Here is a 23,838-nt window from a genome sequence, read left to right as displayed (position 1 = left end):
AAATAATGTCCGTTTATGTTCCTACTGAGTATATCCCCCAGTCCTGTGAATCTTTACCACATTATCTTGCGAAAAATTTGCCCCCAACTATCTCACTCGGAGGATTGCCCGAAACCTGGCAGATACAGGAAGTCGGTGACGGAAACCTGAATTTAGTTTTTATTGTTGCCGGAACAGAAAAAACTATTGTAGTCAAACAATCCTTACCTTATGTCCGGGCTGCGGGTGAATCATGGCAGCTTTCTCTTGTCCGAACCTATTTCGAATATCATGCCCTGCTGGAAGAAAGGAAATTTGCCTGCCAGTATGTACCCGATATCTATTTTTATGATGAAGAAATGTCTTTGTTTGCGATGGAGTATTTAGATAAACATATCATCTTACGCAATAATTTGATTTCTGGTAAAAAATTTCTTCACTTGGCCGAAGATATCGGAATTTTTCTCGCTGATACACTGTTCCATACCTCTGATATCGGCATGGACAGCAAGGAAAAAAAAGAGCTGGTAAGCCGTTTTTCCAATAATCATGAACTTTGTAAAATCACTGAAGACCTGATCTTCACTGAACCCTATTTTAATTCTGAAAGAAATAGCTGGACTTCCCCTCAGCTTGATCATGATATTCATGCCGTTTGGCAGGACCAGGCGATGATCCAAACTGCAATGCAGTATAAATTCAAATTTATGAGTGAATCACAGGCATTGTTGCATGGGGATCTCCATTCAGGCTCCATTATGGTGACACCCGATTCCACAAAGGTGATTGATCCAGAATTTAGCTTTATGGGCCCAATGGCATTCGACATAGGCAATTATGTCGGTAATCTGTTTATGGCTTATTTTGCCCAACCGGCCCTGCGGGAAAATAAAGAACAATGTACTGATTATCAGTCATGGCTCTTCGCGCAAATTGAAACAACATGGGCAGTATTTGAACGTCGTTTTCGTCAATTATGGAATGAAAAAACAATCGGAGAAGCCTATCCTGTCACTATTTACCAACAAGGCGTTTTCAGCTCATCATTCCTTAAAGCGGCTCAAGATGATTTTTTCTCCAATTTATTCGAAGAAACTCTGGTTTATGCCGGGCTTGAAATTAATCGACGCATTATAGGCTTCGCCGGTGTTGCTGATTTTAAACAGATTAGTGATCCGAAACTACGAGCCGATTGTGAAAAACAGGCACTAAAACTGGCACGTGAGTTAATTGTCAACAAACATAAGTACCAAAATTTTTCACAAATTAAACGTCATATCACATAAGGTTAAGAAACTGAGATGAAAATTAATGGAATCCATTATCGCTCTGTTTGGCTTGCTGACGATGGATATACTGTCGAAATTTTCGACCAAACTAAATTACCTTTTGAGTTAAAAGTTATTCAATTGAATACCTTTCAGGATGCTGCAATAGCCATCAAAGATATGTGGGTGAGAGGTGCTCCTTTAATTGGCGCAGTTGCTGCGTATGGTATGGCACTGGCAATGCGTCAAAATAGCAGTAATGAAAATCTGCAAATAGCTTATGATTTTTTAGTGAAAACCCGACCAACTGCCATTAACTTAAAATGGGCGCTGGATCGCACATATCAGGCCTTAAAAAGCACATCCTCCACTCACCGTGTAGAAACTGCTTATCGTATTGCCAAAGAAATTGCAGATGAAGATGTCGAGCTGTGTCATAAAATTGGTGAGCATGGCTTAAAAATCATACAGGAAATTGCTGCAAAAAAATCAGCAGGCGAAGTAGTCAATATATTAACGCACTGCAACGCCGGATGGCTGGCAACTGTGGATTGGGGAACAGCATTATCACCCATTTATATGGCGCATGATGCGGGTATCAAAATTCACGTCTGGGTTGATGAAACTCGCCCCCGTAATCAGGGAGGGCTGACGGCTTTTGAATTAGGCTCTCATGGTGTACCTCATACTTTAATCGCTGATAATGCCGGTGGACATTTGATGCAGCATGGCGAAGTGGATATGTGCATCGTCGGTACAGACCGGACAACTGCAAGAGGGGATGTGTGTAATAAAATTGGCACTTACCTTAAGGCACTGGCTGCAAAAGCGAATCAGGTACCATTTTATGTTGCCTTACCCTCACCAACATTAGATTTTACCGTCTGGGATGGCGTAAAAGAGATCCCTATTGAGCAACGTTCAGGCGATGAACAATCCCATGTCTACGGAATAACTGCTGAAGGGAAACACCATTGGGTCAATACAGTACCTCAGGGAACGGTTTGCGGGAATTATGCTTTTGATGTTACCCCGGCAGAATTAGTTACCGGATTGATTACAGAACGTGGAATTTGTGATGCCAGTGCAGAAGGCTTGCGTATGCTTTTTCCTGATTTATATCCACAAAATTTATAATGATTATTTCTTATGACAGTAAGTAGAGAACATATTTCCCAAGCAATTATCGAAACTTGCCTTAAGATGAGTGCGCTGGGTTTAAACCAAGGCACATCTGGTAATATTAGTGCCCGCTATCAAGATGGATTTCTTATCACCCCCAGCGGAGTCTCCTATGAAAAATTGACTCCAGAGCAAATTGTCCACATAAATTATTCTGGAAAAGCAGAGCCAGATAAAATTCCCTCAAGCGAATGGCACTTTCACCTATCCTGCTATCAGGCGCGCCCTGAATTAAATGCTGTTGTACATAATCATGCTGTTAATGCAACTGCGGTTTCTATTCTTAATCATGACATCCCTGCAATTCATTATATGGTGGCAGTGACAGGAACAGACCATGTACCGTGTATTCCCTACTCAACCTTCGGAACACAGAAACTGGCAGAAAGTGTAAAAACAGGGATCAGACACAGCAAGGCACTGTTAATGCAGCATCACGGTATGATTGCGATGGAAGTCAGTTTGGAAAAAGCACTATGGCTGGCTAACGAAGTCGAGATATTGGCACAGCTTTATTTGAAAATACTCCCCGTAATGGGAAATTCTGTAGAGAATATTGCAGAACGGCTTCCTGTTCTTTCGCCCGAAGAAATGCAGAAGGTATTGATAAAGTTTAAAAGTTATGGATTAAAAGCGTAATAGCATATTTAGAAAACAGCATATTCTGATTTCACTTAAAGATAATGCTGTTTTATTGACATAACGAACTAGCTATATAAACAAGCAACGTTACAAATAAAACGTGAATCAAAATCTTACTGGATTTTATATTTTCTAATGGGTTCTTGGGGGATTTAGATGAAGTGGTGGGCGATACCAGATTCGAACTGATGACCCCCTCCTTGTAAGGGAGATGCTCTACCAACTGAGCTAATCGCCCACTTCATGGCTACCTAAATGGTGGGTCGTGCAGGATTCGAACCTGCGACCAATTGATTAAAAGTCAACTGCTCTACCGACTGAGCTAACGACCCGATTAGGTAATTCTGATTTTGATATCTAAATGGTGGGTCGTGCAGGATTCGAACCTGCGACCAATTGATTAAAAGTCAACTGCTCTACCGACTGAGCTAACGACCCATCTTACTATTTATCATAACTACCAATGTGATACTGCGGAACAATCTAATGAAGTGGTGGGCGATACCAGATTCGAACTGATGACCCCCTCCTTGTAAGGGAGATGCTCTACCAACTGAGCTAATCGCCCACTTCATGATGACTATTACTGCGTGATGATTATTACTGATTAATTACCTGTAACAACATCTATCACTGACTTATGATTGGTGGGCGATACCAGATTCGAACTGATGACCCCCTCCTTGTAAGGGAGATGCTCTACCAACTGAGCTAATCGCCCAATCATGAAATCATTTTTTATCACTACGGTCTTACCCCTTTCAGCTTATCACTGAGAGTGGTGGGCGATACCAGATTCGAACTGATGACCCCCTCCTTGTAAGGGAGATGCTCTACCAACTGAGCTAATCGCCCCGTCGTGATGGAGTCGCATTATAGGGATAGTTCGAAGTGAGTCAACGGTTTTTATTGCTAAAATTTCCGTTCGTCGCAAAATTACACAGAATGAAACAATTATAGTCACACTGGGTTATCATTTAGACAATGAATTTTAGCTTTTCTCAATAACCTATCATTAACGCCATTGAGGAATTGAAGTCCAGTGATAAAATGCCCCCCACTATTGTTATTTTAATTGTTACTTCAATCATCCAAAACGTTCTCTGAAAAACAGAACGTCATTAAGGCAACTCCCGATGAGTAAAATAAAAACCCGTTTTGCGCCAAGTCCTACTGGCTATCTTCACGTTGGTGGCGCACGCACAGCCCTTTATTCCTGGCTATACAGTCGCCATAACAAAGGTGAATTTGTTCTGCGTATTGAAGACACTGATCTGGAGCGTTCAACCCAAGAAGCCATTGATGCGATTATGGACGGAATGAACTGGTTAAATCTGAATTGGGATGAAGGCCCTTATTATCAGACCAAACGTTTCGACCGCTATAATCAGGTTATTGATGAAATGCTGGTAAATGGTACAGCCTATCGTTGTTACTGTTCCAAAGAACACCTGGAGCAGTTGCGTGAAACTCAGATGGCGAATGGTGAAAAACCTCGTTATGACGGTCGTTGCCGTGACAGCGAGTGCAAACATAGCCATGATGAGCCGCATGTTGTGCGTTTTCGCAACCCACAGGAAGGTTCTGTAATTTTTAATGATAGCATCCGTGGCCCGATTGAATTCAGCAATCAGGAACTGGATGATTTGATCATCCGCCGTACTGATGGTTCACCCACTTATAACTTCTGTGTGGTTATTGATGACTGGGATATGGAAATCACTCACGTTATTCGTGGTGAAGACCATATCAACAACACACCACGTCAGATTAATATTCTGAAAGCACTCAATGCACCAGTGCCGGAATATGCCCATGTTTCGATGATCCTCGGCGATGATGGTAAAAAACTGTCCAAACGTCATGGAGCAGTCAGCGTAATGCAATATCGTGATGATGGTTATCTGCCGGAAGCCTTGTTGAACTATCTGGTTCGTTTAGGCTGGTCACACGGCGATCAGGAAATTTTCACTATCGAAGAAATGACTGAGCTGTTCGGCCTTGACGCTATCAGCAAATCAGCCAGTGCTTTCAATACTGAAAAATTGTTATGGCTGAACCATCACTATATTAATACCCTGCCAGCAGAAAAAGTTGCCGTTCATTTAGCATGGCATATTGAACAACAGGGTATTGATACCCGTACCGGCCCTGAGTTAGCTGAGCTGATCAAACTATTGGGTGAGCGCTGCAAGACACTGAAAGAAATGGCCACTTCCTGCCGTTATTTCTATGAAGAATTTGCAGAGTTTGATGCTGACGCAGCGAAGAAACACCTGCGCCCGGTTGCTCGTCAGCCATTAGAAGTTGTACGCGCTAAACTGGCTGCAATTACCGAATGGACTCCTGAAAATATTCACCACGCAATTCAGGCAACAGCTGATGAGCTGGAAGTGGGAATGGGTAAAGTGGGCATGCCATTGCGTGTTGCTGTTACCGGTGCTGGTCAGTCACCTAGTGTTGATGTCACTATCCACGCGATCAATCAGGCGCGTTCACTTTCTCGTATTGATAAAGCTCTGGCTTATATTGCTCAGCGTGAAGCGCAATAATTAGCATTAACAGACTGAAATGAGTTAAAGGCACACAGTATATTGTCGTGCCTTTCTTTTTTACTGATGGATTTTTCAGCGCTTACACTACGAATACTAATGAATCCGTTGACAGAATTCTCCGGGTTTCATATGATGCGCTCCGTTCCACAGAGTTTTGATTTGGGGCTATAGCTCAGCTGGGAGAGCGCTTGCATGGCATGCAAGAGGTCAGCGGTTCGATCCCGCTTAGCTCCACCAAATACTCTTAATTCGGAACGCCACATTTGTGGGGCTATAGCTCAGCTGGGAGAGCGCTTGCATGGCATGCAAGAGGTCAGCGGTTCGATCCCGCTTAGCTCCACCAAAATTCTGAATCCCTGAAAGCGCAAGTTTTCAGGGATTTTTCTTATGGTCAAATCCAGTAAGGCGGCCCTGCTTTTCTTCTAACTTTCTGGCGATTTAAACAAATCAAATCAGTGTGATACTTTTTATTTTTAAACTAAATTTCCCATCCTCATAACTTGAATCTACATCGACTTTGTTATAGAGACCGTTGTCACAGTCGTTTTTGTGGCCTCCAGTTCCTCCAGTTCCTCCCTTATTTCCAGAATCATCTTCAAAGATAACGTTTAGTTTCTTAGAAAAGACACCATAACCTCCTATAAGAACAACTAGATAATAAAATTCTAATCTTTTATTAAATGGTATTTTTTCATATGATAATGTAAAACTATGACCACCAAGGTTTGTTCCTCTGGATTCAACATAACTTGTTGGTTTAAGCTGGATGACTTTATTATTTTCATCTTTAATTAAAAAGATAATAGTATCTCCTGCCACGGGAGAACTATAACTTGGAACTCCTACTCTAAATTTTTCAATGCCAATTCTTTTTTTAACCACTCCTCCTGAAGATATGTCAAGTATAGATGGAATCTGAAGAAGCCCATCACTACCATAACCTGCAACAAGATATGCGGATGCAACATATGTTGGATAAATTACTCCAAATATTTCAGTAGTAAATTTAATTGTTACACTCATAGACTGTTTTGCATAAACACGAAATTCAATATTTCCATTATCATCACTATTGATAGTAATAAAATCAGGTTGATTCGTTCTTTCTTGCGGTTTAATAATTTCAGGTGCATTACCATTTATAGGGTTTGTTGTGATATTAGCAAGCTGTATTGAGTGTGGTGTTGATAGTGATGATATTATTACCTGAGTATTTTTTAATGGACTACCATTCTCATCAGTTATTACTCCAGAATAAACATTATATTTGGTATTGGGATTATCGATAGGATTAGGTATATCGGTTGTAGCAAGAATCTCTATGTCTGTACTTAATAAAATAACACTATCCTTCTTCATTCTTTTTGTAGTGTAACCAACTGTCAGCGGTGTGATTCCCTCCACATCTACATTCGTATCCGAATAGGCATGAACCGTATAGCTGATCGATGTATTTGGTAATAATTTACCATCAACCTCTAACATAAATATAGCTTCCCCAGAAGCATCATCTATAAGTTTCCAATCCTTTTCCTGTTTCACAACTATGTCTTTATTTGGTACTTCTATTGAAATACTCTTAATAGATTTAATTTGTGGGGATTTAACTGTGACTACCAGATAGCAATGCTGGCCAACAATAACATCAGCACCATCTGGTATGGAAACGGTAATAGGAGATACACTTTCTTTTTTATCAGATAAAACTGTATTAATATTCATATCATCACCTTGAAATAGTATTTTTGTAAAATAAATGAAAGCAATATAATTAAAAAAATCTAAAGATAATGTTACACAAAAAGTACTTTAATAAATTTCAAATTACTTTGGTAATGAAAAATAGTTATCACCTAAAAACACAATCACGGAAATTAAACTACAAACTTTAAATCGATATCTACAATAATAAATTCATACAACTATCAATAAATTAAATCAACCCACTCATTCAACCTTGATACGTGTAATTTTTTAAAAAAACCTCAGTAAATATGTTGTATTAATTTCTATTTTGTGATTATAATAAACTTTGACTTTATAAACGTAAATACATTGGTTTTATAATACCCAATAAAATATTTTAGTTTTTTTATCCATTATTCAGCAGTAACTCTCCATAAAAAACCACTAAAACCGCTCAATAGTCATACTAACATTAATATTCATTAAGAATAATCAAAAAAAACAATTGATAAAGAATATTATGAAAAAAACAACTTTATTAAATGAATTTAAATATCTATTTTTATTATCAACTCCTATTATAATAACGCAGCTTGCCAGAATGTCGATGAGTGCTGTAGATGCTATTGTATCGGGTCACTACTCAACAAATGATCTTGCGGCTGTCTCTTTAGGTAGCAGTATTTGGTTCCCTATCTTTGTTCTGGGGTTCGGTGTTATTATAATGCTATCTGCTGATGTTGCAAAACACAGAGCGAATAATGACACTGATGGAATTAAAGAAAGTGTTAATAATTACATCTATGCCGCACTGATTTTATCAGTTCCTATTATCATTTTCTTATTATTAGCCGTTCAGATTTTATATTTTATTGGTATCGATGAAAATGTTGTAGATATTACAAAAAATTATATTACTGCGATGGCATTTGGTGTGCCAGGATTGATGATATTCAATGTATTCCGCTCGTTATTACAGGGATTGGAAAATACCAAAGTAGCAATGTATATTTCCATTTTTTCGTTTCTTGTGAACATACCACTCAACTATATTTTCGTTTTCGGTAAATTTGGTGTTCCTGAAATGGGTGGAGTAGGTGCTGGTATTACAACCGCAGTGATCAATACTTTCAGTGCTGTCTTGCTGATTGTTTACTTTTTAAAAAATAAAGGATATGAAAAGTACAGAGTCAAGCTATCTCTTAAATTTAGTCCAGAATTAAAAAATTTGTTTGCTATTGGAATACCAAGTGGGTTAGCAATCTTTGTCGAAACGATCTTTATCGATGTCATTTCACTTGGCATTGCAACTCTGGGGCCAGTGTATATTGCAGCCCATAATATTATGTTTATTATGACCGCTATGGTATTGACTATTGGAGGTGGAATTTCTTCGGTTACAACAGTGAGAATCAGTTACTTAAATGCTATAAAAGATTATGCAGCAACACTCCGTTTTAGTTTACTTTCATTAACATCAGGGGTACTTATTACTTTTCTATTAGGAATTATTTTTTATCTGTATGTTGACTCTATCATTGGTCTTTATACAAATGATCTGCTGGTAATAAAAATCGCGATTGGGATTACACTGTTTTTATTTATTTTTCAATTTATTGATACGATTCACTTCATTTTGGCGGGTATATTACGGGGATTTCATGAGACAAAAGTAGTCTTCTATGTTCCTATTTTTGGCTATTGGGTTATCGGTGTTCCTCTGGCTTTTACGTTAGGGTTAACAGACTTTATTACCGAAAAAATGGGGTTAGTCGGTTTTTGGTATGGACTTGTTTTTGGCCTGCTTACAAACTGCATAACACTTTCAATAATATTGAGATTAAAATTCAAAAGATTACTGAAAAGTGTATGACAGGTAAGCTATCATGAACTGTACAAGCAGGTAAAGCAGCCCAAAAATAAATCACAAACCAACTTAGTCAAAATCTTATTTAAAGGTAATACCCTATGTTAACTAATATTATGACTGATGACTTGATAAGTACAAAAAATCTATTTGTTAATCTATTGAATTTCAATATTGAATATAAATCTGATTGGTTTATAACCATGCATTCTGAGTTACATGGGCACGTTTCTGCTTTTTTAAGAACAAGTGAATTTATTCCAGAACCATATCAGAAGCCTTGTCAGGGTGTGATTATCACTTTTGTTGTTGAAGATGTTGAACCTTATTTTACAAAAGCAAAAATACTTAATCTGGATATTATCGAAACACCACGCGACTTACCTTATGGGCAACATCGCCTGTTAATCAAAGATAACAGTGGTGCCCTGATCGATATTTCATCACCAACGGCTCCATTTGACCCAGCTTATAGTTAGCTAAGACTTTTTCAGTGGTTTTACCAATGAATCCAGCCCTTCCATCTTAATTGCAAGGGTCATTTCCATGAGTGCCCCCAGTTTTCCTTGTGGAAATTCTCCCTTACGAGCAAACCAAAGCAGGTATTCTTCGGGAAGATCAATTAACATTCTGCCCTTATATTTTCCGAATGGCATCACTGTGTTGGCAATTTCCAACAGGTTTTCTTTATTCATTACTTAACCCTTTACTGTATATAAAAAATGGCACCTTGTAGATGCCATTTCTAAACCATAGATCGCTGTGAACTTAAAAACTCATTACCAGCCCGGTAATTGCTGCGGACAGGAAACTCACCAATGTTGAACCAAACAAGAGTTTCAGGCCAAAACGTGCAACTGTATTCCCCTGTTTCTCATTCAGCCCCTTGATAGCTCCGGCGACAATTCCAATAGAAGAGAAGTTGGCAAAAGAAACCAGAAATACTGACAGAATACCTTTTGAACGTTCACTCAATTGCCCTGCAATTTCCTGTAAACCCTGCATCGCAACGAATTCATTAGAAACCAGCTTGGTCGCCATAATGCTGCCTACTTTCAGTGCTTCATCAGCAGGAATACCAATAATCCAGGCCAGAGGATAGAAAACATAACCCAGTACTTCCTGAAATGTAATACCGAATATCATATCAAAAACAGCATTGATAGCCGCAATCAGAGCAATAAAACCGATCAACATGGCTGATACGATCAGTGCCACTTTGAAACCAGCCAGAATATATTCACCCAGCATTTCAAAGAAGCTTTGTCCTTCATGCAAATTGCTCATATGAATATCCCCTTCACTCTTAACAGAGTAAGGGTTGATCAGGGACAGGACGATAAAGGTGCTGAACATATTAAGTATCAGAGCTGCAACCACATATTTTGCATCCAGCATCGTCATATAAGCACCCACAATAGACATGGATACTGTAGACATCGCTGTTGCTGCCATAGTGTACATTCGACGCTCAGACATTTTGTCCAGAACATCTTTATAAGCAATGAAATTCTCTGACTGCCCCAAAATTAATGAACTGACCGCATTGAAAGATTCCAGTTTCCCCATGCCATTAACTTTGGACAAAACAGTACCAATCGCACGAATGACAATTGGCAGAATTTTAATGTGTTGCAGAATACCAATCAGAGCGGAAATAAAAATGATAGGACAGAGTACATTCAGGAAGAAAAACGCCAGTTTTGCGTCAATCATACCACCGAAAACAAAGTTAGTACCTTGCGCGGCATAGGACAACAAATGTACAAATAGGTTATCAAACCCTTTGACGACCCCTAATCCGGCATTCGAATTCAGGAAAAACCAAGCCAGAACAAGTTCAATGACAATCAACTGAATAATATACCGAATTCGTATACCCTTCCGGTTATTACTCGCCAAAATCGCCAGGCCACCAATGACCACTAAAGCGAGCACAAAATGAAAAATATGAGACATAAAAAGAACTCCAAATCTGACGAGGTGCAAATTTATAATCGCGTTTTCTCAATGCATAATAATAAATTGTGATTATTATCACATTAATTTATTGTGCAGAATGTAACAAATTTCAGTTTAGCAAACTTGATCACACTTTTAGCCAGAGTGTGGCTATCATATATGCAGAATATTCCATTAAAGGAGCGACCAATATTGACTAGTAAAAGTTCTGATCGCACCTTTCCTGAGAATATCGTCCTCTTTGATTACTCACCTAAAAGACGAAGCATTTCTTCTTCATCAATCACAGTTATTCCCAACTCTGTGGCTTTGACTAATTTGGAGCCTGCTGCTTCACCAGCAATCACCAGATCAGTTTTTTTGGAAACACTGCCTGTAACTTTAGCACCTAACGCAGCCAGTTTGTCTTTAGCCTCATCCCGGGATAAACGGTTTAATGACCCGGTTAATACCACCGTTTTACCAGCGAATGGACTATCCGTATCTGCTGCTTGCGCAGCTTCTACCGATTCCCAGTGGATACCAATATTATTGACGAGATCATCAATTACTGCCTGATTATGTGGTTCATTAAAGAAATTAACCACATGGCTGGCAACAACTTCTCCCACATCCTGAACAGCTATCAGGGCTTGCGTATCTGCCGCCCGCAATTTTTCCAGTGTGCCGAAATGAGCAACTAAATTAGCAGCAGTCGCTTCGCCTACTTCACGAATTCCCAGAGAATACATGAAACGGGCAAAGGTTGTTTTCTTGGATTTTTCCAGCGCATTCACCACATTCTGAGCAGATTTTGGCCCCATTCGCTCAAGTCCGGTTAATTTCCCAGCGGTAAGACGGAAAAGGTCAGCTGGCGTTTTGACATATTCTTTATCAACCAACTGCTCAATAATTTTCTCACCCATTCCATCCACATCCATTGCTCGGCGGGAAACAAAATGCCTTAGCGCTTCTTTACGCTGCGCGCCACAGAATAACCCGCCAGTACAACGTGCTACCGCTTCTCCCTCAACACGCTCGATATCAGAGCCACAAACCGGACAATGTTGCGGAAAAATGACTTCCTGACTCTCTGTTGGTCTTTGTTCCTGAATGACACCAACAACCTGCGGAATAACGTCACCGGCACGACGGATAATAACGGTATCACCGATGCGCAGCCCCAGACGCTCAATTTCATCTGCATTATGCAGTGTGGCATTACTGACAGTTACTCCTGCAACCTGTACCGGCTCCAGACGTGCAACGGGTGTAATTGCGCCGGTACGCCCTACCTGAAACTCAACATCCCGCACGATCGTTATCTGTTCCTGTGCCGGAAACTTAAATGCTGTTGCCCAGCGAGGCGCTTTGGCTACAAACCCTAGAGTTTCCTGCAATTCAAGGGAATCCACTTTGATAACAACACCGTCAATATCGAAACCCAGTTCAGGCCGCTGCTGCTCTATCTGACGGTAAAAGTCTAATACTTGCCCGGTTCCCTGACATAATTTCACTTTGTCACTAACCGGAAGCCCCCACTCTCTGAACTGCATCAAATGTCCGTAATGGCTTGCTGACAGCCTTCCGTTTTCAAAACCTTCGCCTTCAATAATGCCAATACCATAGCAATAAAAAGTCAGTGGACGTTTGGCGGTAATACGCGGATCGAGTTGGCGTAGTGATCCGGCTGCGGCATTACGTGGGTTAGCGAATACTTTATTACCAGTGCGGCGCGCTTCTTCGTTAAGTTTTTCAAAACCAGCCTGCTTCATAAAGACCTCACCACGTATCTCAACACGAGCAGGGATATTGTCTCCTTTCAAACGCAGAGGAATGGCGCGGATTGTACGAACGTTAGCGGTTATATTTTCCCCCGTAGTCCCATCGCCACGAGTAGCTGCCTGTACTAATTCGCCGTTTTCATACAGCAGACTGACAGCCAGACCATCAAGTTTAAGTTCGCAGCAAAATACCAGCTCCCGGCTATCTTTCAGGCGGTCACGGACACGTTTATCAAATGCCAGATAACTTTCTTCATCAAATACGTTATCCAGAGACAGCATCGGAATTTCATGACGAACCTGCTCAAACGCAGTTAATGGCGCAGCCCCGACCCTTTGGGTAGGTGAATCCGCTGTAATCAGTTCCGGATGCTGTTCTTCCAGTGATTTTAACTCCCGCATTAAGCGATCATATTCCGCATCAGGGATCTCTGGTGCATCCATCACATGGTATAAATACTCATGATGACGCAATGTTGTTCTTAGTTCGTTAATTTTTTGAGTAATATTTTTCATGATTTTTTCACCAGAGATGAAAAACCCCCGAACTAGTCGAGGGTTTAATATTAAAAAGAAAATTTATTCCTGAGCACTGAGTGTATTACGAATACGTGCCTTATAATTTTCGATCATTTGCGGTGTCAGTATCTTACGCTCAGCGTCTAATACAACGCCTCCCACATCAGAAGCAATACGCTGTGCTGCCTGCAACATCAGTTTAAAGTTCTGATTAGAATCACCATATGAAGGAACGAGCATAAACATGGAGACCCCCGGAGTACTGAAATCTGTCATACGCTCTGGATCAAATGACCCCGGCTTAACCATATTAGCCAGACTGAACAACACAGCTCCGCTACCCGATGGATTCATATGACGGTGGAAAATATTCATATCCCCAAAACGGAAACCAGACTGTAAAATGCTCTGAAGCAATACTTCGCCATTCAGCTCCTGACCATGATGAGCTGCTACGTGCAGTACCAGCACAGTCTCTTTTTTAGCTTGCTCAACTTCAGCTTTCGCGGCATTTTCCAGCTCAGACTGTTCACTGACAGCCTCTGTTTCCATACCTTCCGCACTATTTTGCTCAGCAGATTCAAACAGACCAAGCTGTGATTCTTTCTGGCTTTCATCAGTGGCTTTTACTTGTTCCACTGACGCTTCAGGTTGCTGTTTTGAGAGTAAAGGATCAATTCCATTATCCGATGTTACTTCTGACAAATCAGGTGCACTACGCTCAATAACCGGCTCTTCACGATGTTCACGACGAGATTTTGCTGATTCATGAACAGGTGAATTTGACGAATTATCAAACAGCTCATCGCCATCATTATCCTCTGACTCTTTCTGACGCTCCTGCTTACGACGTTTCACTGGGCGATCACGAAAGAGTGACGAACGCTCTTTACGGCTGGTCCACAACCCATGTAATAGCAAAGCTATTATGGCTATCGCACCAACAACGATTAATATCAGACGCAAATCCTGCATCATTGCTATCTCTGTTGTTTAAATTAATTGCCACCACGGCTGAATATTCTTTAGATAAGAGTATTTGTCAAATAGCACAAGTGCAAGCCTCGACGTACTTTTCTTATCATAAAGAGAGATACCCCCTGTTTTTCGAGTATTTTTTACACATAAAACCACTGGTCAGTGGAAAATGCTGCCTATATCATACCGTCTCAATCACACAGGAGAGAATAAGAAAATATGACGAATTCGACAAAATTGCCAAAACACTTAGGCGGATTTCATTATATTGTACAAGGTTGGCATCTGGTAACCCGCCCGGGCATCAAAAGATTCGTTTTATTGCCTTTACTGGCTAATATCTTATTGATTGGCGGTGCTTTCTGGTGGTTATACCAGAAAATGGATGGTTGGATACAATGGGCTCTCGATAAAATACCCGACTGGATGCAGTGGCTCAGCTATTTATTATGGCCGCTGGCTGTTATTTCTGTTTTGCTGATTTTTACCTATTTTTTCAGCACACTGGCAAATTTTATTGCGTCACCCTTTAACGGATTATTAGCAGAGAAACTGGAATCACAATTAACGGGTATCCCCGCACCGGACACCGGCATTCTTGATTTACTGCAGGATACTCCCCGTATTCTGAAACGTGAGATAGTCAAAATCCTCTACTACCTTCCACGCGCTCTCGCTCTATTATTATTGTACTTTATTCCGGGTATCGGGCAGACCGTTGCCCCCGTTCTCTGGTTTATTTTCAGTGCCTGGATGCTGGCTATCCAATATTGTGATTATCCTTTTGATAACCATAAAGTCAGTTTTTCAGGTATGCGTAATACCCTGCGACAAGACAAAATTGACAACCTTCAATTTGGTGCGGCTGTAAGTATATTAACGATGATACCGATCATTAATCTGTTCATTATGCCTGTTGCGGTTTGTGGTGCTACCGCGATGTGGGTTGATCGTTATCGCGCTCAGCATGCTTTAAGAAATCGTTAAATATTCTTTTATATAATAAGAATAGACTGAAACTTTATTTCCATTCATAAGCTGTTCGCGTATGGTTAATTAATCACAATTCATGAGCATCTTAAGGGCAATCGGACAATGAGCAAAATTTATGAAGATAATTCGTTGACCATCGGTCACACTCCGCTGGTACGCCTGAAAAATTTCGGCAATGGTCGTATTCTGGGCAAAATAGAGTCCCGTAACCCAAGTTTCAGTGTGAAATGCCGCATCGGTGCCAACATGATTTGGGATGCAGAAAAGCGTGGCGTTCTGACAAAGGATAAAGAACTGATCGAACCGACCAGTGGTAATACAGGTATTGCTCTTGCTTATGTCGCAGCTGCTCGTGGCTACAAACTGACATTAACAATGCCGGAAACCATGAGTTTAGAACGCCGTAAGCTGTTAAAAGCACTGGGAGCAAATTTAGTCCTGACCGAAGGCGCTAAAGGTATGAAAGGCGCTATCGATAAAGCGAATGAGATCCATGACAGTGCTCCTGAACGTTATGTGCTGCTACAGCAGTTCAGCAACCCGGCAAATCCTGAAATCCACGAAAAAACGACCGGCCCGGAAATTTGGGAAGATACCGATGGAAATGTTGACGTTTTTGTCGCTGGTGTAGGTACAGGTGGCACTATTACCGGTGTTGCCCGCTATCTGAAAAAAACACAGGGTAAACAGGTAACAATTGTTGCCGTAGAGCCGGAAGATTCACCAGTCATCAGCCAAAAACTGGCCGGTGAGGAACTGAAACCGGGTCCGCACAAAATTCAGGGAATTGGTGCAGGTTTTATCCCTGATAACCTGGATTTAACATTAGTTGACCGTGTATTTAAAATCAGTAACGAAGAAGCCATCGAAATAGCTCGTGAAGTTACTGAAAAAGAAGGAATTCTTTCTGGAATTTCTTCCGGCGCTGCTGTTGCTGCGGCCATTAAGCTCTCGCAGGAAGAGCAGTATCAGGATAAGAATATTGTTGTCATTCTGCCCTCTTCTGCTGAGCGTTACCTGAGCACAGCTCTGTTTGCTGATTTAGCAAGCGATTAAACCTTCGCTTAATTCCCTTTTCAATTTTATTGACAAAAAAGCATCTCCAGGGTGCTTTTTTGTGCATCAGATCAAAGTTTAAAGCTTTCCTAGATGATTTATTCAGGTAGCTTTAGTATTTAACCAGTAATTATTTTGATGCACGAAATTAATCGCCAGACTGGGATAAAAAATCTTGTTTGGTTCAACTCATATTGGGTTAATGTGTATTAACATCCAATCAACAATAGAGCGGCATCAAATATGTTAATTTTTTGATAATGATTTAATGCATTTTATATCTATGAATTTAGTGTTACATCAAGGCCGAAAATATATAAAGCCGCTAAATGACACGCTGAAAGAGTAAAGGCTTATATCATTATTAATTTAACGGTTGTACAAGTCAGGATTAATCCAGCTAAACTAGTTTTAGTATTCTCTTGGCTTACCAACGAAAATTTAAGTTATTGAGGAAATACTATGTTCCAGCAAGAAGTTACTATTACTGCACCAAATGGCCTTCATACTCGCCCTGCTGCACAATTTGTCAAAGAAGCAAAGGGTTTTTCTTCTGATATTACTCTTACTTCCGGCGGCAAATCTGCCAGTGCGAAAAGTCTGTTTAAACTGCAAACGCTGGGACTGACTCAAGGAACTGTTGTTACAATCTCTGCTGAAGGTGAAGATGAACAGCAGGCTGTTGAACATTTAGTGAAATTGATGGGTGAATTGGAATAATCATCCACGTATAAGCCAGACTATTTCATCTAGTTCCATCCCCAGAGTACAATATCTGGGGATATTTAGAGCCTGCCTCTGAAGGCGCAATGAAATATAATCACCCGCAGTTAAGGTCATATAGTATGATTTCAGGCATCTTAGTATCACCCGGTATTGCTTTCGGTAAGGCGTTGTTGCTGAAAGAAGACCCCATCATCATCAATCATAAAAAAATCATCCCTGAACAGGTCGAACAAGAGATCTCCCGTTTTAAACAAGGCCGGGATAAAGCTTCTGCTCAGCTAGACGTCATCAGAAATACAGCCGAAAAAAATCTGGGGGCAGAAAAAGCTGAAATCTTCGAAGGCCACATCATGTTGCTGGAAGATGAGGAACTGGAACAGGAAATAGTTACGCTGATAAAGAAAAATCTGGCTACAGCAGATGCCGCTGTTCACTCTGTGATCGAAGATCAGGCCAAGGCACTGGAAGAGCTGGATGATGAATATTTGAAAGAGCGTGCGGCCGATGTTCGTGATATTGGCAAACGCCTGCTGAAAAATATTCTGGGTATGCCGATTATTGACTTAGGCTCCATTGCAGAAAAAGTTATTCTGGTTGCAAATGACCTGACACCTTCTGAAACCGCACAGCTCAATCTGGATAACGTGCTGGGGTTCATTACCGATTTAGGTGGCCGGACATCTCACACTTCAATTATGGCGCGTTCTCTGGAGCTGCCTGCGATTGTCGGGACAAGCAACGCAACAACTCAGATTAAAAACGGCAGTTACCTTATTCTGGATGCTGTTAATAATCATATCTACGTAGATCCATCTGATACTGAAATTGAACAACTCAAAAAAATAAAAAATGAATATCTGTCAGAAAAAACCGAACTGGCAAAACTGAAGGATTTACCTGCCATTACGCTGGATGGTCATCAGGTAGAAGTCTGTGCCAATATCGGTACAGTCCGTGATATCGCAGGTGCAGAGCGTAATGGAGCGGAAGGCGTGGGTTTATACCGCACCGAATTCCTGTTTATGGATCGCGATTCTCTGCCCACTGAAGAAGAGCAGTTTGAAGCCTATAAGGCTGTTGCTGAGTCAGTGGGTAATCAGGCCGTTATTATCCGCACGATGGATATCGGTGGTGATAAAGAGCTGCCTTACATGAACCTGCCCAAAGAAGAGAACCCATTCCTTGGCTGGCGGGCAATCCGTATTTGTCTGGATCGCAAAGAAATATTACATTCTCAGTTGCGTGCTATTCTGCGAGCCTCTGCATTTGGTAAACTGCGTATCATGTTCCCAATGATTATTTCTGTTGAAGAAATCCGGGAACTGAAAGCAGAACTGATGATGCTTAAAGAACAGCTACGCAATGAAAATAAGGCGTTTGATGAGTCGATTGAAGTCGGCATTATGGTTGAAACGCCTGCTGCTGCAACCATGGCTAAACATCTTGCAAAAGAAGTTGACTTTTTTAGTATTGGGACAAACGATCTAACTCAGTATACTCTTGCGGTAGACCGTGGTAATGAGCTGATCTCTCATCTTTATAACCCGATGTCACCAGCTGTACTGAACCTGATCAAACAGGTGATTGACGCCTCACACGCAGAGGGTAAATGGACAGGCATGTGCGGTGAGCTGGCTGGAGATGAACGTGCTACACTATTGCTTCTGGGCATGGGATTGGATGAATTCAGTATGAGTGCAATATCAATTCCACGCATTAAGAAAATCATCCGTAATGCGAATTACGGTGATGCAAAAGCGCTGGCGGAACAGGCCTTAACTCAGCCAACTGCACAGGAGTTGATGGAATTGGTTGATACCTTTATCAGAGAGAAAACGCTCTGCTGAGTAAATTGACCAAGACAGCACCTTAGCCAGTACACGGTCCCATTAAAACAATTAGGAGAAGATTTATGGGTCTGCTTGATAAACTGAAATCATTAGTTTCAGATGATAAAAAAAACAGCGGCAGTATTGAAATTATCGCCCCATTATCAGGTGAGATAGTTAATATCGAAGATGTTCCGGATGTTGTTTTCGCGGAAAAGATTGTAGGTGATGGTATTGCTATCAAACCTACAGGTAATAAGATTGTCTCTCCTGTTGATGGCACCATTGGTAAAATCTTCGAAACTAATCACGCTTTCTCTATCGAGTCCGATAGCGGGGTAGAGCTGTTCGTTCACTTCGGCATTGATACCGTTGAGTTGAAAGGTGAAGGCTTTAAACGAATTGCCGAAGAAGGCCAGCGGGTGCAGAAAGGTGATCTGGTTTTAGAGTTTGATTTAGCATTTCTGGAAGAAAGAGCTAAGTCAACCTTAACTCCTGTTGTTATTTCTAATATGGATGAAATCAAAGAATTATCTAAAGTCAGTGGATCTGTGGTCGTTGGTGAGTCTGTTATAATGCGAATCAAGAAGTAACTGCATAAATCACTTGTAAACTGTATATGGATCGTCTCTGTTTTATCAGGTAAGCATAAAAATATCTGATAAAACAGGGCGGTTTCTTTGTAAAGAGTCCAAAAATGGGTTTCACTCTTTTAATCATTCATTTTGGAATCAGTAAAAAAATTAATTAAACACACCAGTAGATAAATATCTATCACCGCGATCGCAAATAATTACCACAATTATTGCCCCCGGGTTTTCAGCCGCAATACGTAACGCACCGGATACTGCTCCACCAGAGCTAACTCCACAAAAAATACCTTCTTTCTGTGCCAGCAAACGTATCATCGTTTCCGCCTCATTCTGGTTAATATCCAGTATCTGATCCACTAGCTCTTTTTGATAAATTCCGGGCATGTATGCGGGGGACCAGCGTCGAATACCGGGAATATGGCTGTTTTCTGCCGGTTGTAGCCCTATAGTTTGTATATTATCTGATTGAGATTTCAGGTAACGGCTCACACCGGTAATAGTACCTGTTGTGCCCATGCTGGAAACAAAGTGGGTAATTCGCCCCTGTGTCTGCTGCCAAATTTCCGGCCCTGTTGTTTTGAAGTGTGCCAACGAATTATCTGTATTATTAAATTGATCAAGTACTTTACCTTCGCCATTCAACTCCATTTTTTGTGCCAAATCTCTGGCGCCTTCCATTCCCAATTCTTTACTGACCAGAATTAGCTCGGCACCATAAGCCCGCATTGATGCCTGACGCTCAAGGCTCATATTTTCAGGCATCAGTAGCTTAAGCTGATAACCCTTTACTGCTGCAATCATAGCCAGTGCAATGCCTGTGTTGCCGCTTGTGGCCTCAATCAGAACATCACCCGGTGAGATCTCTCCGCGCAATTCAGCTTGTTGGATCATTGAAAGAGCGGCCCTGTCTTTTACTGAGCCAGCAGGGTTATTGCCCTCCAGTTTCACCCAAACTTCTGCATCAACACTTTCAGTAACTCGTTGTAATTTTACCAACGGAGTATTACCGATAAAATTTTCTAAGCTTGCCACCGCATTACCTGAATCACATATGAGAATAGGCAACAGAATAATCGTATTCAGAAAACTGTCGCAAGCTCTTAAATAAAAAAACCCTGTTTTCTTCAAGAAGACAGGGAAAACCAATGTGATAAGAATAATGAAAAATTAAGCGGATTCGGCGAGTTTTAATACTTTTAGCGGTGCATTTCCTTCATAAAGGCGAGCGCCTTTGCCTCCCATAAAATACCGGCTTCCCCGAACAGGAACGGATGAGCTATCCGGCCAGATAATCGATAAACTACCATCTCCCCAACCCACCGGCTGAACAGACAATAGCGAAAAATGCCCTCGCGGATTGACTTCCGTCACTTTAACAGGCAAAGGGCAGGATGATGTTTGCTGTGTGCTGAGATTCATCTCCCACGGGCGCAGAAATACATCAACATTTCCCTGATGCAGTGGTTTCACCTCCAGTGGAAAAACTTTTCCGCCAACCCACAACTGAGAGCCTCTGACCTCACCATTTAACTGATTCACTTCGCCCATAAATTCCAGTACAAAACGGCTTTCCGGCTCTTTCCATACTTGCTGTGGTGTGCCAACCTGCTCTATGGCACCCTGATTCATGACTACAATCCGATCAGCAACTTCCATTGCCTCTTCCTGATCATGAGTGACAAATACACTGGTAAATTGCAGTTCTTCATGAAGCTGGCGTAACCAACGGCGTAATTCCATTCGAACCTGTGCATCCAGAGCACCAAACGGCTCATCCAGTAGAAGGATCTGTGGCTCAACAGCCAGTGCTCTTGCCAGTGCAACCCGCTGTTTCTGCCCGCCAGAAAGCTGAGACGGATAGCGCTCTGCAAGATGAGATAACTGCACCATATCAAGTAATGACATTACTTTCCGGCGAAGTGCCTCTCGGGTAGGTCGCTGGCGTCGGGGAAGCACAGTTAACCCAAAAGCAACGTTATCAAACACGCTCATATGACGAAACAGAGCATAATGCTGAAAAACAAAACCAACCTGCCGATCTTTTGCATGTACCTGACTGACATCCTTGCCGTGAAACTTCAAGTGCCCTGCACTCTGCTGTTCAAGCCCAGCGATAATCCTCAGTAGTGTCGTCTTGCCGGAGCCGGATGGGCCAAGCAAAGCCACCATTTCACCAGAATCAATATTCAGTGATATATCATTCAGTATTTGAACACGACCAAAAGATTTACTGATTTCGCTGATTTCAATACTCATATCCTGCTCCTGTGCTCCTGACCTTCATATACTGACGATTCAAACGCTATTAACGACTCAAACGCCACTGCAAAGCACTTTTGACAATCAGGGTAATAATTGCCATAACTGCCAATAAAGCCGCCGCCACAAATGCACCAACCGTGTTGTAATCCTGATAAAGCAGTTCAACCTGCAAAGGTAATGTGTACGTTTCTCCTCTGATCGCACCGGATACCACGGATACCGCACCAAATTCACCAATTGCCCGTGCATTCGTTAAAACAATGCCATACAGTAATGCCCAACGAATATTTGGCAGAGTTACACGCCAGAACATTTGCCAGCCGGAAGCACCCAATAATATTGCCGCTTCATCTTCCTGACTGCCCTGACTCAGCATTACCGGCACCAATTCACGGACAACAAACGGACAGGTAACAAACACTGTGACCAGCACCATACCCGGCCATGAAAACATTAGCTGGATGTCATAATCCCCCAGCCACTCCCCCATCCAACCGTTAGCACCGTAAAACAGCAGATAAAGCAACCCAGCCACAACAGGTGAAACCGCGAATGGAATATCAATTAATGTCAGCAACAGTTGCCTGCCGGGGAATTGGAAGCGAGTGACCAGCCATGCGGTGACGACTCCAAAAATCAGATTGATAGGAACTGTAATCAAAGCAATCAGCACGGTCAGCCAGATAGCATGAAGCATATCGGAGTCAAAAAGATTCTGGGCAAGGATATCAACTCCCTGTGAAAAAGCAGTCAGAAAAATCCACGCTATCGGAATGACCAGAAACAGGACGGAGATAACAATTCCCGCTCCAATCAGTAACCATTTCCCCCAGTTTATTGAGGGGCGCTGTACCTGCGTATATTCAGAAAATTCAGTCATTAGCGCCCTCCGATCCGCTTGCCAAAGCGACTTTGCAATAAATTGACGCTAAACAGCAATAACAGTGATACCGCCAGAATCACGGACGCAATTGCACTAGCTGCGGGATAATCGAATTCCTGCAACCGGACGAAAATCATCAGGGAAGCTACTTCGGTTTGCCACGCAATATTTCCCGCAATGAAAATGACTGCTCCGAATTCTCCCAGACTACGCGTGAAAGAAAGCACCGTGCCTGCCATCAATGCAGGAGAGACTTCTTGCAGGATAACCCGCCGAAAAGTCTGCCAGCGGTTCGCTCCCAATGTCTGAGCGGCTTCTTCATATTCAGGGCCTAATTCTTCAAGTACCGGCTGAACAGTACGAACAACAAAAGGCAGGCTGGTGAATGCCATTGCAACCGCAATGCCCAGCCAGGTATTTGCGACCTTAATATCAAAATGAGCAAGCCAGGAACCATACCATCCGGTTGCAGAAAACAGAGTTGCCAGCGTTAGCCCAGCCACTGCTGTCGGTAGCGCAAAGGGTAAATCCATTAATCCATCAAGCAGATTGCGGCCGGGAAAACGATAACGGGTTAGTATCCATGCCATGAGCATTCCGAAAAACATATTGAATAAGCTGGCAACAGCCGCCGCCAGTAAAGTCACCTGATAAGCTGCAACAACCTGTGGATTCGCAATGACCTGCCAATATTGTTCCCATGTCATGCTGGAAAGCTGCACGACTAAAGCGCTTAATGGCAATAACAAAATCAGGCAGATATAAAGCAGGCTACAACCCAGACTCAGCCCAAATCCGGGTAATACTCGTTTAGTGGATGCAATAAACATTATTGGCACCCTTTTAGCAAAAGTGCGCCATTACACTGCCCGTGTTGAAGCAGATTTTTATCAGAGTTACTCAGTAATCCGGCCAAACCCTTCATTCAAACCTTACCCGTCAAGCTATTCAGCAAGAGTTTTTTAACAATAATTTATCCATACTGTATCCAGAATATTTATAACAGGATAGTTAACTAACCCCTGTTTTATATACCGAATTTTCATGAGAAATGATAAAACGAGATAAGCTATAAAAAATATAGGGTTACTAAAT

At 41.6% G+C, this 23,838-nt stretch carries 20 protein-coding genes and 8 tRNA genes; 13 read left to right on the top strand and 15 right to left on the bottom strand.

Going from position 1 to position 23,838, the window contains the following annotated elements:
• Positions 1 to 5: 5 nt before the first annotated feature.
• The 3 genes from mtnK to Xinn_RS02190 are packed head-to-tail and all read left to right on the top strand — an operon-like array spanning position 6 to position 3,068.
• Positions 6 to 1,265, top strand: a complete 1,260-nt coding sequence (gene mtnK, locus Xinn_RS02200) for an S-methyl-5-thioribose kinase (protein WP_086956117.1) — start codon at positions 6 to 8, stop codon at positions 1,263 to 1,265.
• 15 nt (positions 1,266 to 1,280) lie between these two features.
• Entirely contained in the window at positions 1,281 to 2,384 is a 1,104-nt protein-coding gene (mtnA, locus tag Xinn_RS02195; protein ID WP_086956116.1) for an S-methyl-5-thioribose-1-phosphate isomerase, read from the top strand.
• Positions 2,385 to 2,396: 12 nt separating this feature from the next.
• Positions 2,397 to 3,068 (top strand): L-fuculose-phosphate aldolase, encoded by a 672-nt coding sequence (locus Xinn_RS02190; protein WP_086956115.1) that lies wholly within the window; start codon positions 2,397 to 2,399, stop codon positions 3,066 to 3,068.
• Positions 3,069 to 3,233: 165 nt separating this feature from the next.
• Here Xinn_RS02190 and Xinn_RS02185 read toward each other — a convergent pair.
• The 6 genes from Xinn_RS02185 to Xinn_RS02160 form a co-directional block, all read right to left on the bottom strand.
• Positions 3,234 to 3,309: transfer RNA gene (locus Xinn_RS02185), tRNA-Val, on the bottom strand.
• 18 nt (positions 3,310 to 3,327) lie between these two features.
• A tRNA-Lys gene (locus Xinn_RS02180) sits at positions 3,328 to 3,403 on the bottom strand.
• A 30-nt stretch (positions 3,404 to 3,433) separates the two neighbouring features.
• A tRNA-Lys gene (locus Xinn_RS02175) sits at positions 3,434 to 3,509 on the bottom strand.
• A 54-nt stretch (positions 3,510 to 3,563) separates the two neighbouring features.
• A tRNA-Val gene (locus Xinn_RS02170) sits at positions 3,564 to 3,639 on the bottom strand.
• 77 nt (positions 3,640 to 3,716) lie between these two features.
• A tRNA-Val gene (locus tag Xinn_RS02165) sits at positions 3,717 to 3,792 on the bottom strand.
• A 58-nt stretch (positions 3,793 to 3,850) separates the two neighbouring features.
• A tRNA-Val gene (locus Xinn_RS02160) sits at positions 3,851 to 3,926 on the bottom strand.
• Between the two features lie 281 nt (positions 3,927 to 4,207).
• Between Xinn_RS02160 and gltX the strand changes: the two genes are divergently transcribed.
• The 3 genes from gltX (at position 4,208) to Xinn_RS02145 (ending at position 5,969) form a co-directional block, all read left to right on the top strand.
• Complete coding sequence (gltX, locus tag Xinn_RS02155) at positions 4,208 to 5,623, top strand: glutamate--tRNA ligase (RefSeq protein WP_086956114.1); 1,416 nt, start codon at positions 4,208 to 4,210, stop codon at positions 5,621 to 5,623.
• Between the two features lie 164 nt (positions 5,624 to 5,787).
• Positions 5,788 to 5,863, top strand: a tRNA-Ala gene (locus tag Xinn_RS02150).
• Between the two features lie 30 nt (positions 5,864 to 5,893).
• Positions 5,894 to 5,969 (top strand) — tRNA-Ala (locus Xinn_RS02145).
• A gap of 104 nt (positions 5,970 to 6,073) precedes the next feature.
• On the opposite strand, the gene Xinn_RS02140 is transcribed toward Xinn_RS02145, so the two are convergent.
• On the bottom strand, positions 6,074 to 7,348 hold the full coding sequence (locus tag Xinn_RS02140) for a hypothetical protein (protein ID WP_086956113.1): 1,275 nt from the start codon (positions 7,346 to 7,348) through the stop codon (positions 6,074 to 6,076).
• Positions 7,349 to 7,817: 469 nt separating this feature from the next.
• Here Xinn_RS02140 and Xinn_RS02135 point away from each other — a divergent pair, with 469 nt between their 5' ends.
• Positions 7,818 to 9,185 (top strand): MATE family efflux transporter, encoded by a 1,368-nt coding sequence (locus Xinn_RS02135; RefSeq protein ID WP_280176126.1) that lies wholly within the window; start codon positions 7,818 to 7,820, stop codon positions 9,183 to 9,185.
• A gap of 95 nt (positions 9,186 to 9,280) precedes the next feature.
• Positions 9,281 to 9,658 (top strand): VOC family protein, encoded by a 378-nt coding sequence (locus Xinn_RS02130; RefSeq protein ID WP_086956111.1) that lies wholly within the window; start codon positions 9,281 to 9,283, stop codon positions 9,656 to 9,658.
• Here the strand turns inward: Xinn_RS02130 and Xinn_RS02125 are convergent, their stop codons facing one another.
• The 4 genes from Xinn_RS02125 to zipA form a co-directional block, all read right to left on the bottom strand.
• Positions 9,659 to 9,874 (bottom strand): DUF3820 family protein, encoded by a 216-nt coding sequence (locus tag Xinn_RS02125; protein ID WP_086956110.1) that lies wholly within the window; start codon positions 9,872 to 9,874, stop codon positions 9,659 to 9,661.
• A 73-nt stretch (positions 9,875 to 9,947) separates the two neighbouring features.
• The gene (locus tag Xinn_RS02120) at positions 9,948 to 11,138 is read right to left on the bottom strand and encodes a NupC/NupG family nucleoside CNT transporter (RefSeq protein ID WP_086956109.1); all 1,191 of its coding nucleotides are present in this window, start codon (positions 11,136 to 11,138) and stop codon (positions 9,948 to 9,950) included.
• A gap of 248 nt (positions 11,139 to 11,386) precedes the next feature.
• A complete protein-coding gene (gene ligA / locus Xinn_RS02115; RefSeq protein ID WP_086956108.1) occupies positions 11,387 to 13,420 on the bottom strand; it encodes an NAD-dependent DNA ligase LigA in 2,034 nt (677 codons plus the stop codon).
• Positions 13,421 to 13,483: 63 nt separating this feature from the next.
• The gene (gene zipA, locus Xinn_RS02110) at positions 13,484 to 14,401 is read right to left on the bottom strand and encodes a cell division protein ZipA (RefSeq protein WP_169923516.1); all 918 of its coding nucleotides are present in this window, start codon (positions 14,399 to 14,401) and stop codon (positions 13,484 to 13,486) included.
• Positions 14,402 to 14,620: 219 nt separating this feature from the next.
• Here zipA and cysZ point away from each other — a divergent pair, with 219 nt between their 5' ends.
• From cysZ to crr, 5 genes are all read left to right on the top strand, one after another.
• A complete protein-coding gene (gene cysZ / locus Xinn_RS02105) occupies positions 14,621 to 15,388 on the top strand; it encodes a sulfate transporter CysZ (protein ID WP_086956107.1) in 768 nt (255 codons plus the stop codon).
• Between the two features lie 108 nt (positions 15,389 to 15,496).
• On the top strand, positions 15,497 to 16,450 hold the full coding sequence (gene cysK, locus Xinn_RS02100) for a cysteine synthase A (RefSeq protein ID WP_086956106.1): 954 nt from the start codon (positions 15,497 to 15,499) through the stop codon (positions 16,448 to 16,450).
• Positions 16,451 to 16,912: 462 nt separating this feature from the next.
• A complete protein-coding gene (ptsH, locus tag Xinn_RS02095) occupies positions 16,913 to 17,170 on the top strand; it encodes a phosphocarrier protein Hpr (RefSeq protein ID WP_038262654.1) in 258 nt (85 codons plus the stop codon).
• 125 nt (positions 17,171 to 17,295) lie between these two features.
• The gene (gene ptsI / locus Xinn_RS02090; RefSeq protein ID WP_086956105.1) at positions 17,296 to 19,023 is read left to right on the top strand and encodes a phosphoenolpyruvate-protein phosphotransferase PtsI; all 1,728 of its coding nucleotides are present in this window, start codon (positions 17,296 to 17,298) and stop codon (positions 19,021 to 19,023) included.
• A 65-nt stretch (positions 19,024 to 19,088) separates the two neighbouring features.
• Positions 19,089 to 19,598: a PTS glucose transporter subunit IIA gene (gene crr, locus Xinn_RS02085; RefSeq protein ID WP_086956104.1), complete on the top strand. Its 510-nt coding sequence runs from the start codon at positions 19,089 to 19,091 to the stop codon at positions 19,596 to 19,598.
• A gap of 150 nt (positions 19,599 to 19,748) precedes the next feature.
• Here the strand turns inward: crr and cysM are convergent, their stop codons facing one another.
• The 4 genes from cysM to cysT form a co-directional block, all read right to left on the bottom strand.
• Positions 19,749 to 20,630 (bottom strand): cysteine synthase CysM, encoded by an 882-nt coding sequence (gene cysM, locus Xinn_RS02080; protein ID WP_086956103.1) that lies wholly within the window; start codon positions 20,628 to 20,630, stop codon positions 19,749 to 19,751.
• Positions 20,631 to 20,765: 135 nt separating this feature from the next.
• Positions 20,766 to 21,854, bottom strand: a complete 1,089-nt coding sequence (cysA, locus tag Xinn_RS02075; protein ID WP_086956102.1) for a sulfate/thiosulfate ABC transporter ATP-binding protein CysA — start codon at positions 21,852 to 21,854, stop codon at positions 20,766 to 20,768.
• 49 nt (positions 21,855 to 21,903) lie between these two features.
• Complete coding sequence (gene cysW, locus Xinn_RS02070; RefSeq protein ID WP_086956101.1) at positions 21,904 to 22,740, bottom strand: sulfate/thiosulfate ABC transporter permease CysW; 837 nt, start codon at positions 22,738 to 22,740, stop codon at positions 21,904 to 21,906.
• The gene (gene cysT / locus Xinn_RS02065; protein WP_086956100.1) at positions 22,740 to 23,573 is read right to left on the bottom strand and encodes a sulfate/thiosulfate ABC transporter permease CysT; all 834 of its coding nucleotides are present in this window, start codon (positions 23,571 to 23,573) and stop codon (positions 22,740 to 22,742) included. The genes cysW and cysT overlap by 1 nt, the downstream gene beginning before the upstream one ends.
• Between the last annotated feature and the right edge of the window lie 265 nt (positions 23,574 to 23,838).

This window comes from Xenorhabdus innexi, from assembly GCF_002632485.1.
Classification (GTDB): Bacteria; Pseudomonadota; Gammaproteobacteria; order Enterobacterales; family Enterobacteriaceae; genus Xenorhabdus; species Xenorhabdus innexi.
This window is presented reverse-complemented; position numbering and strand designations above follow the sequence as displayed.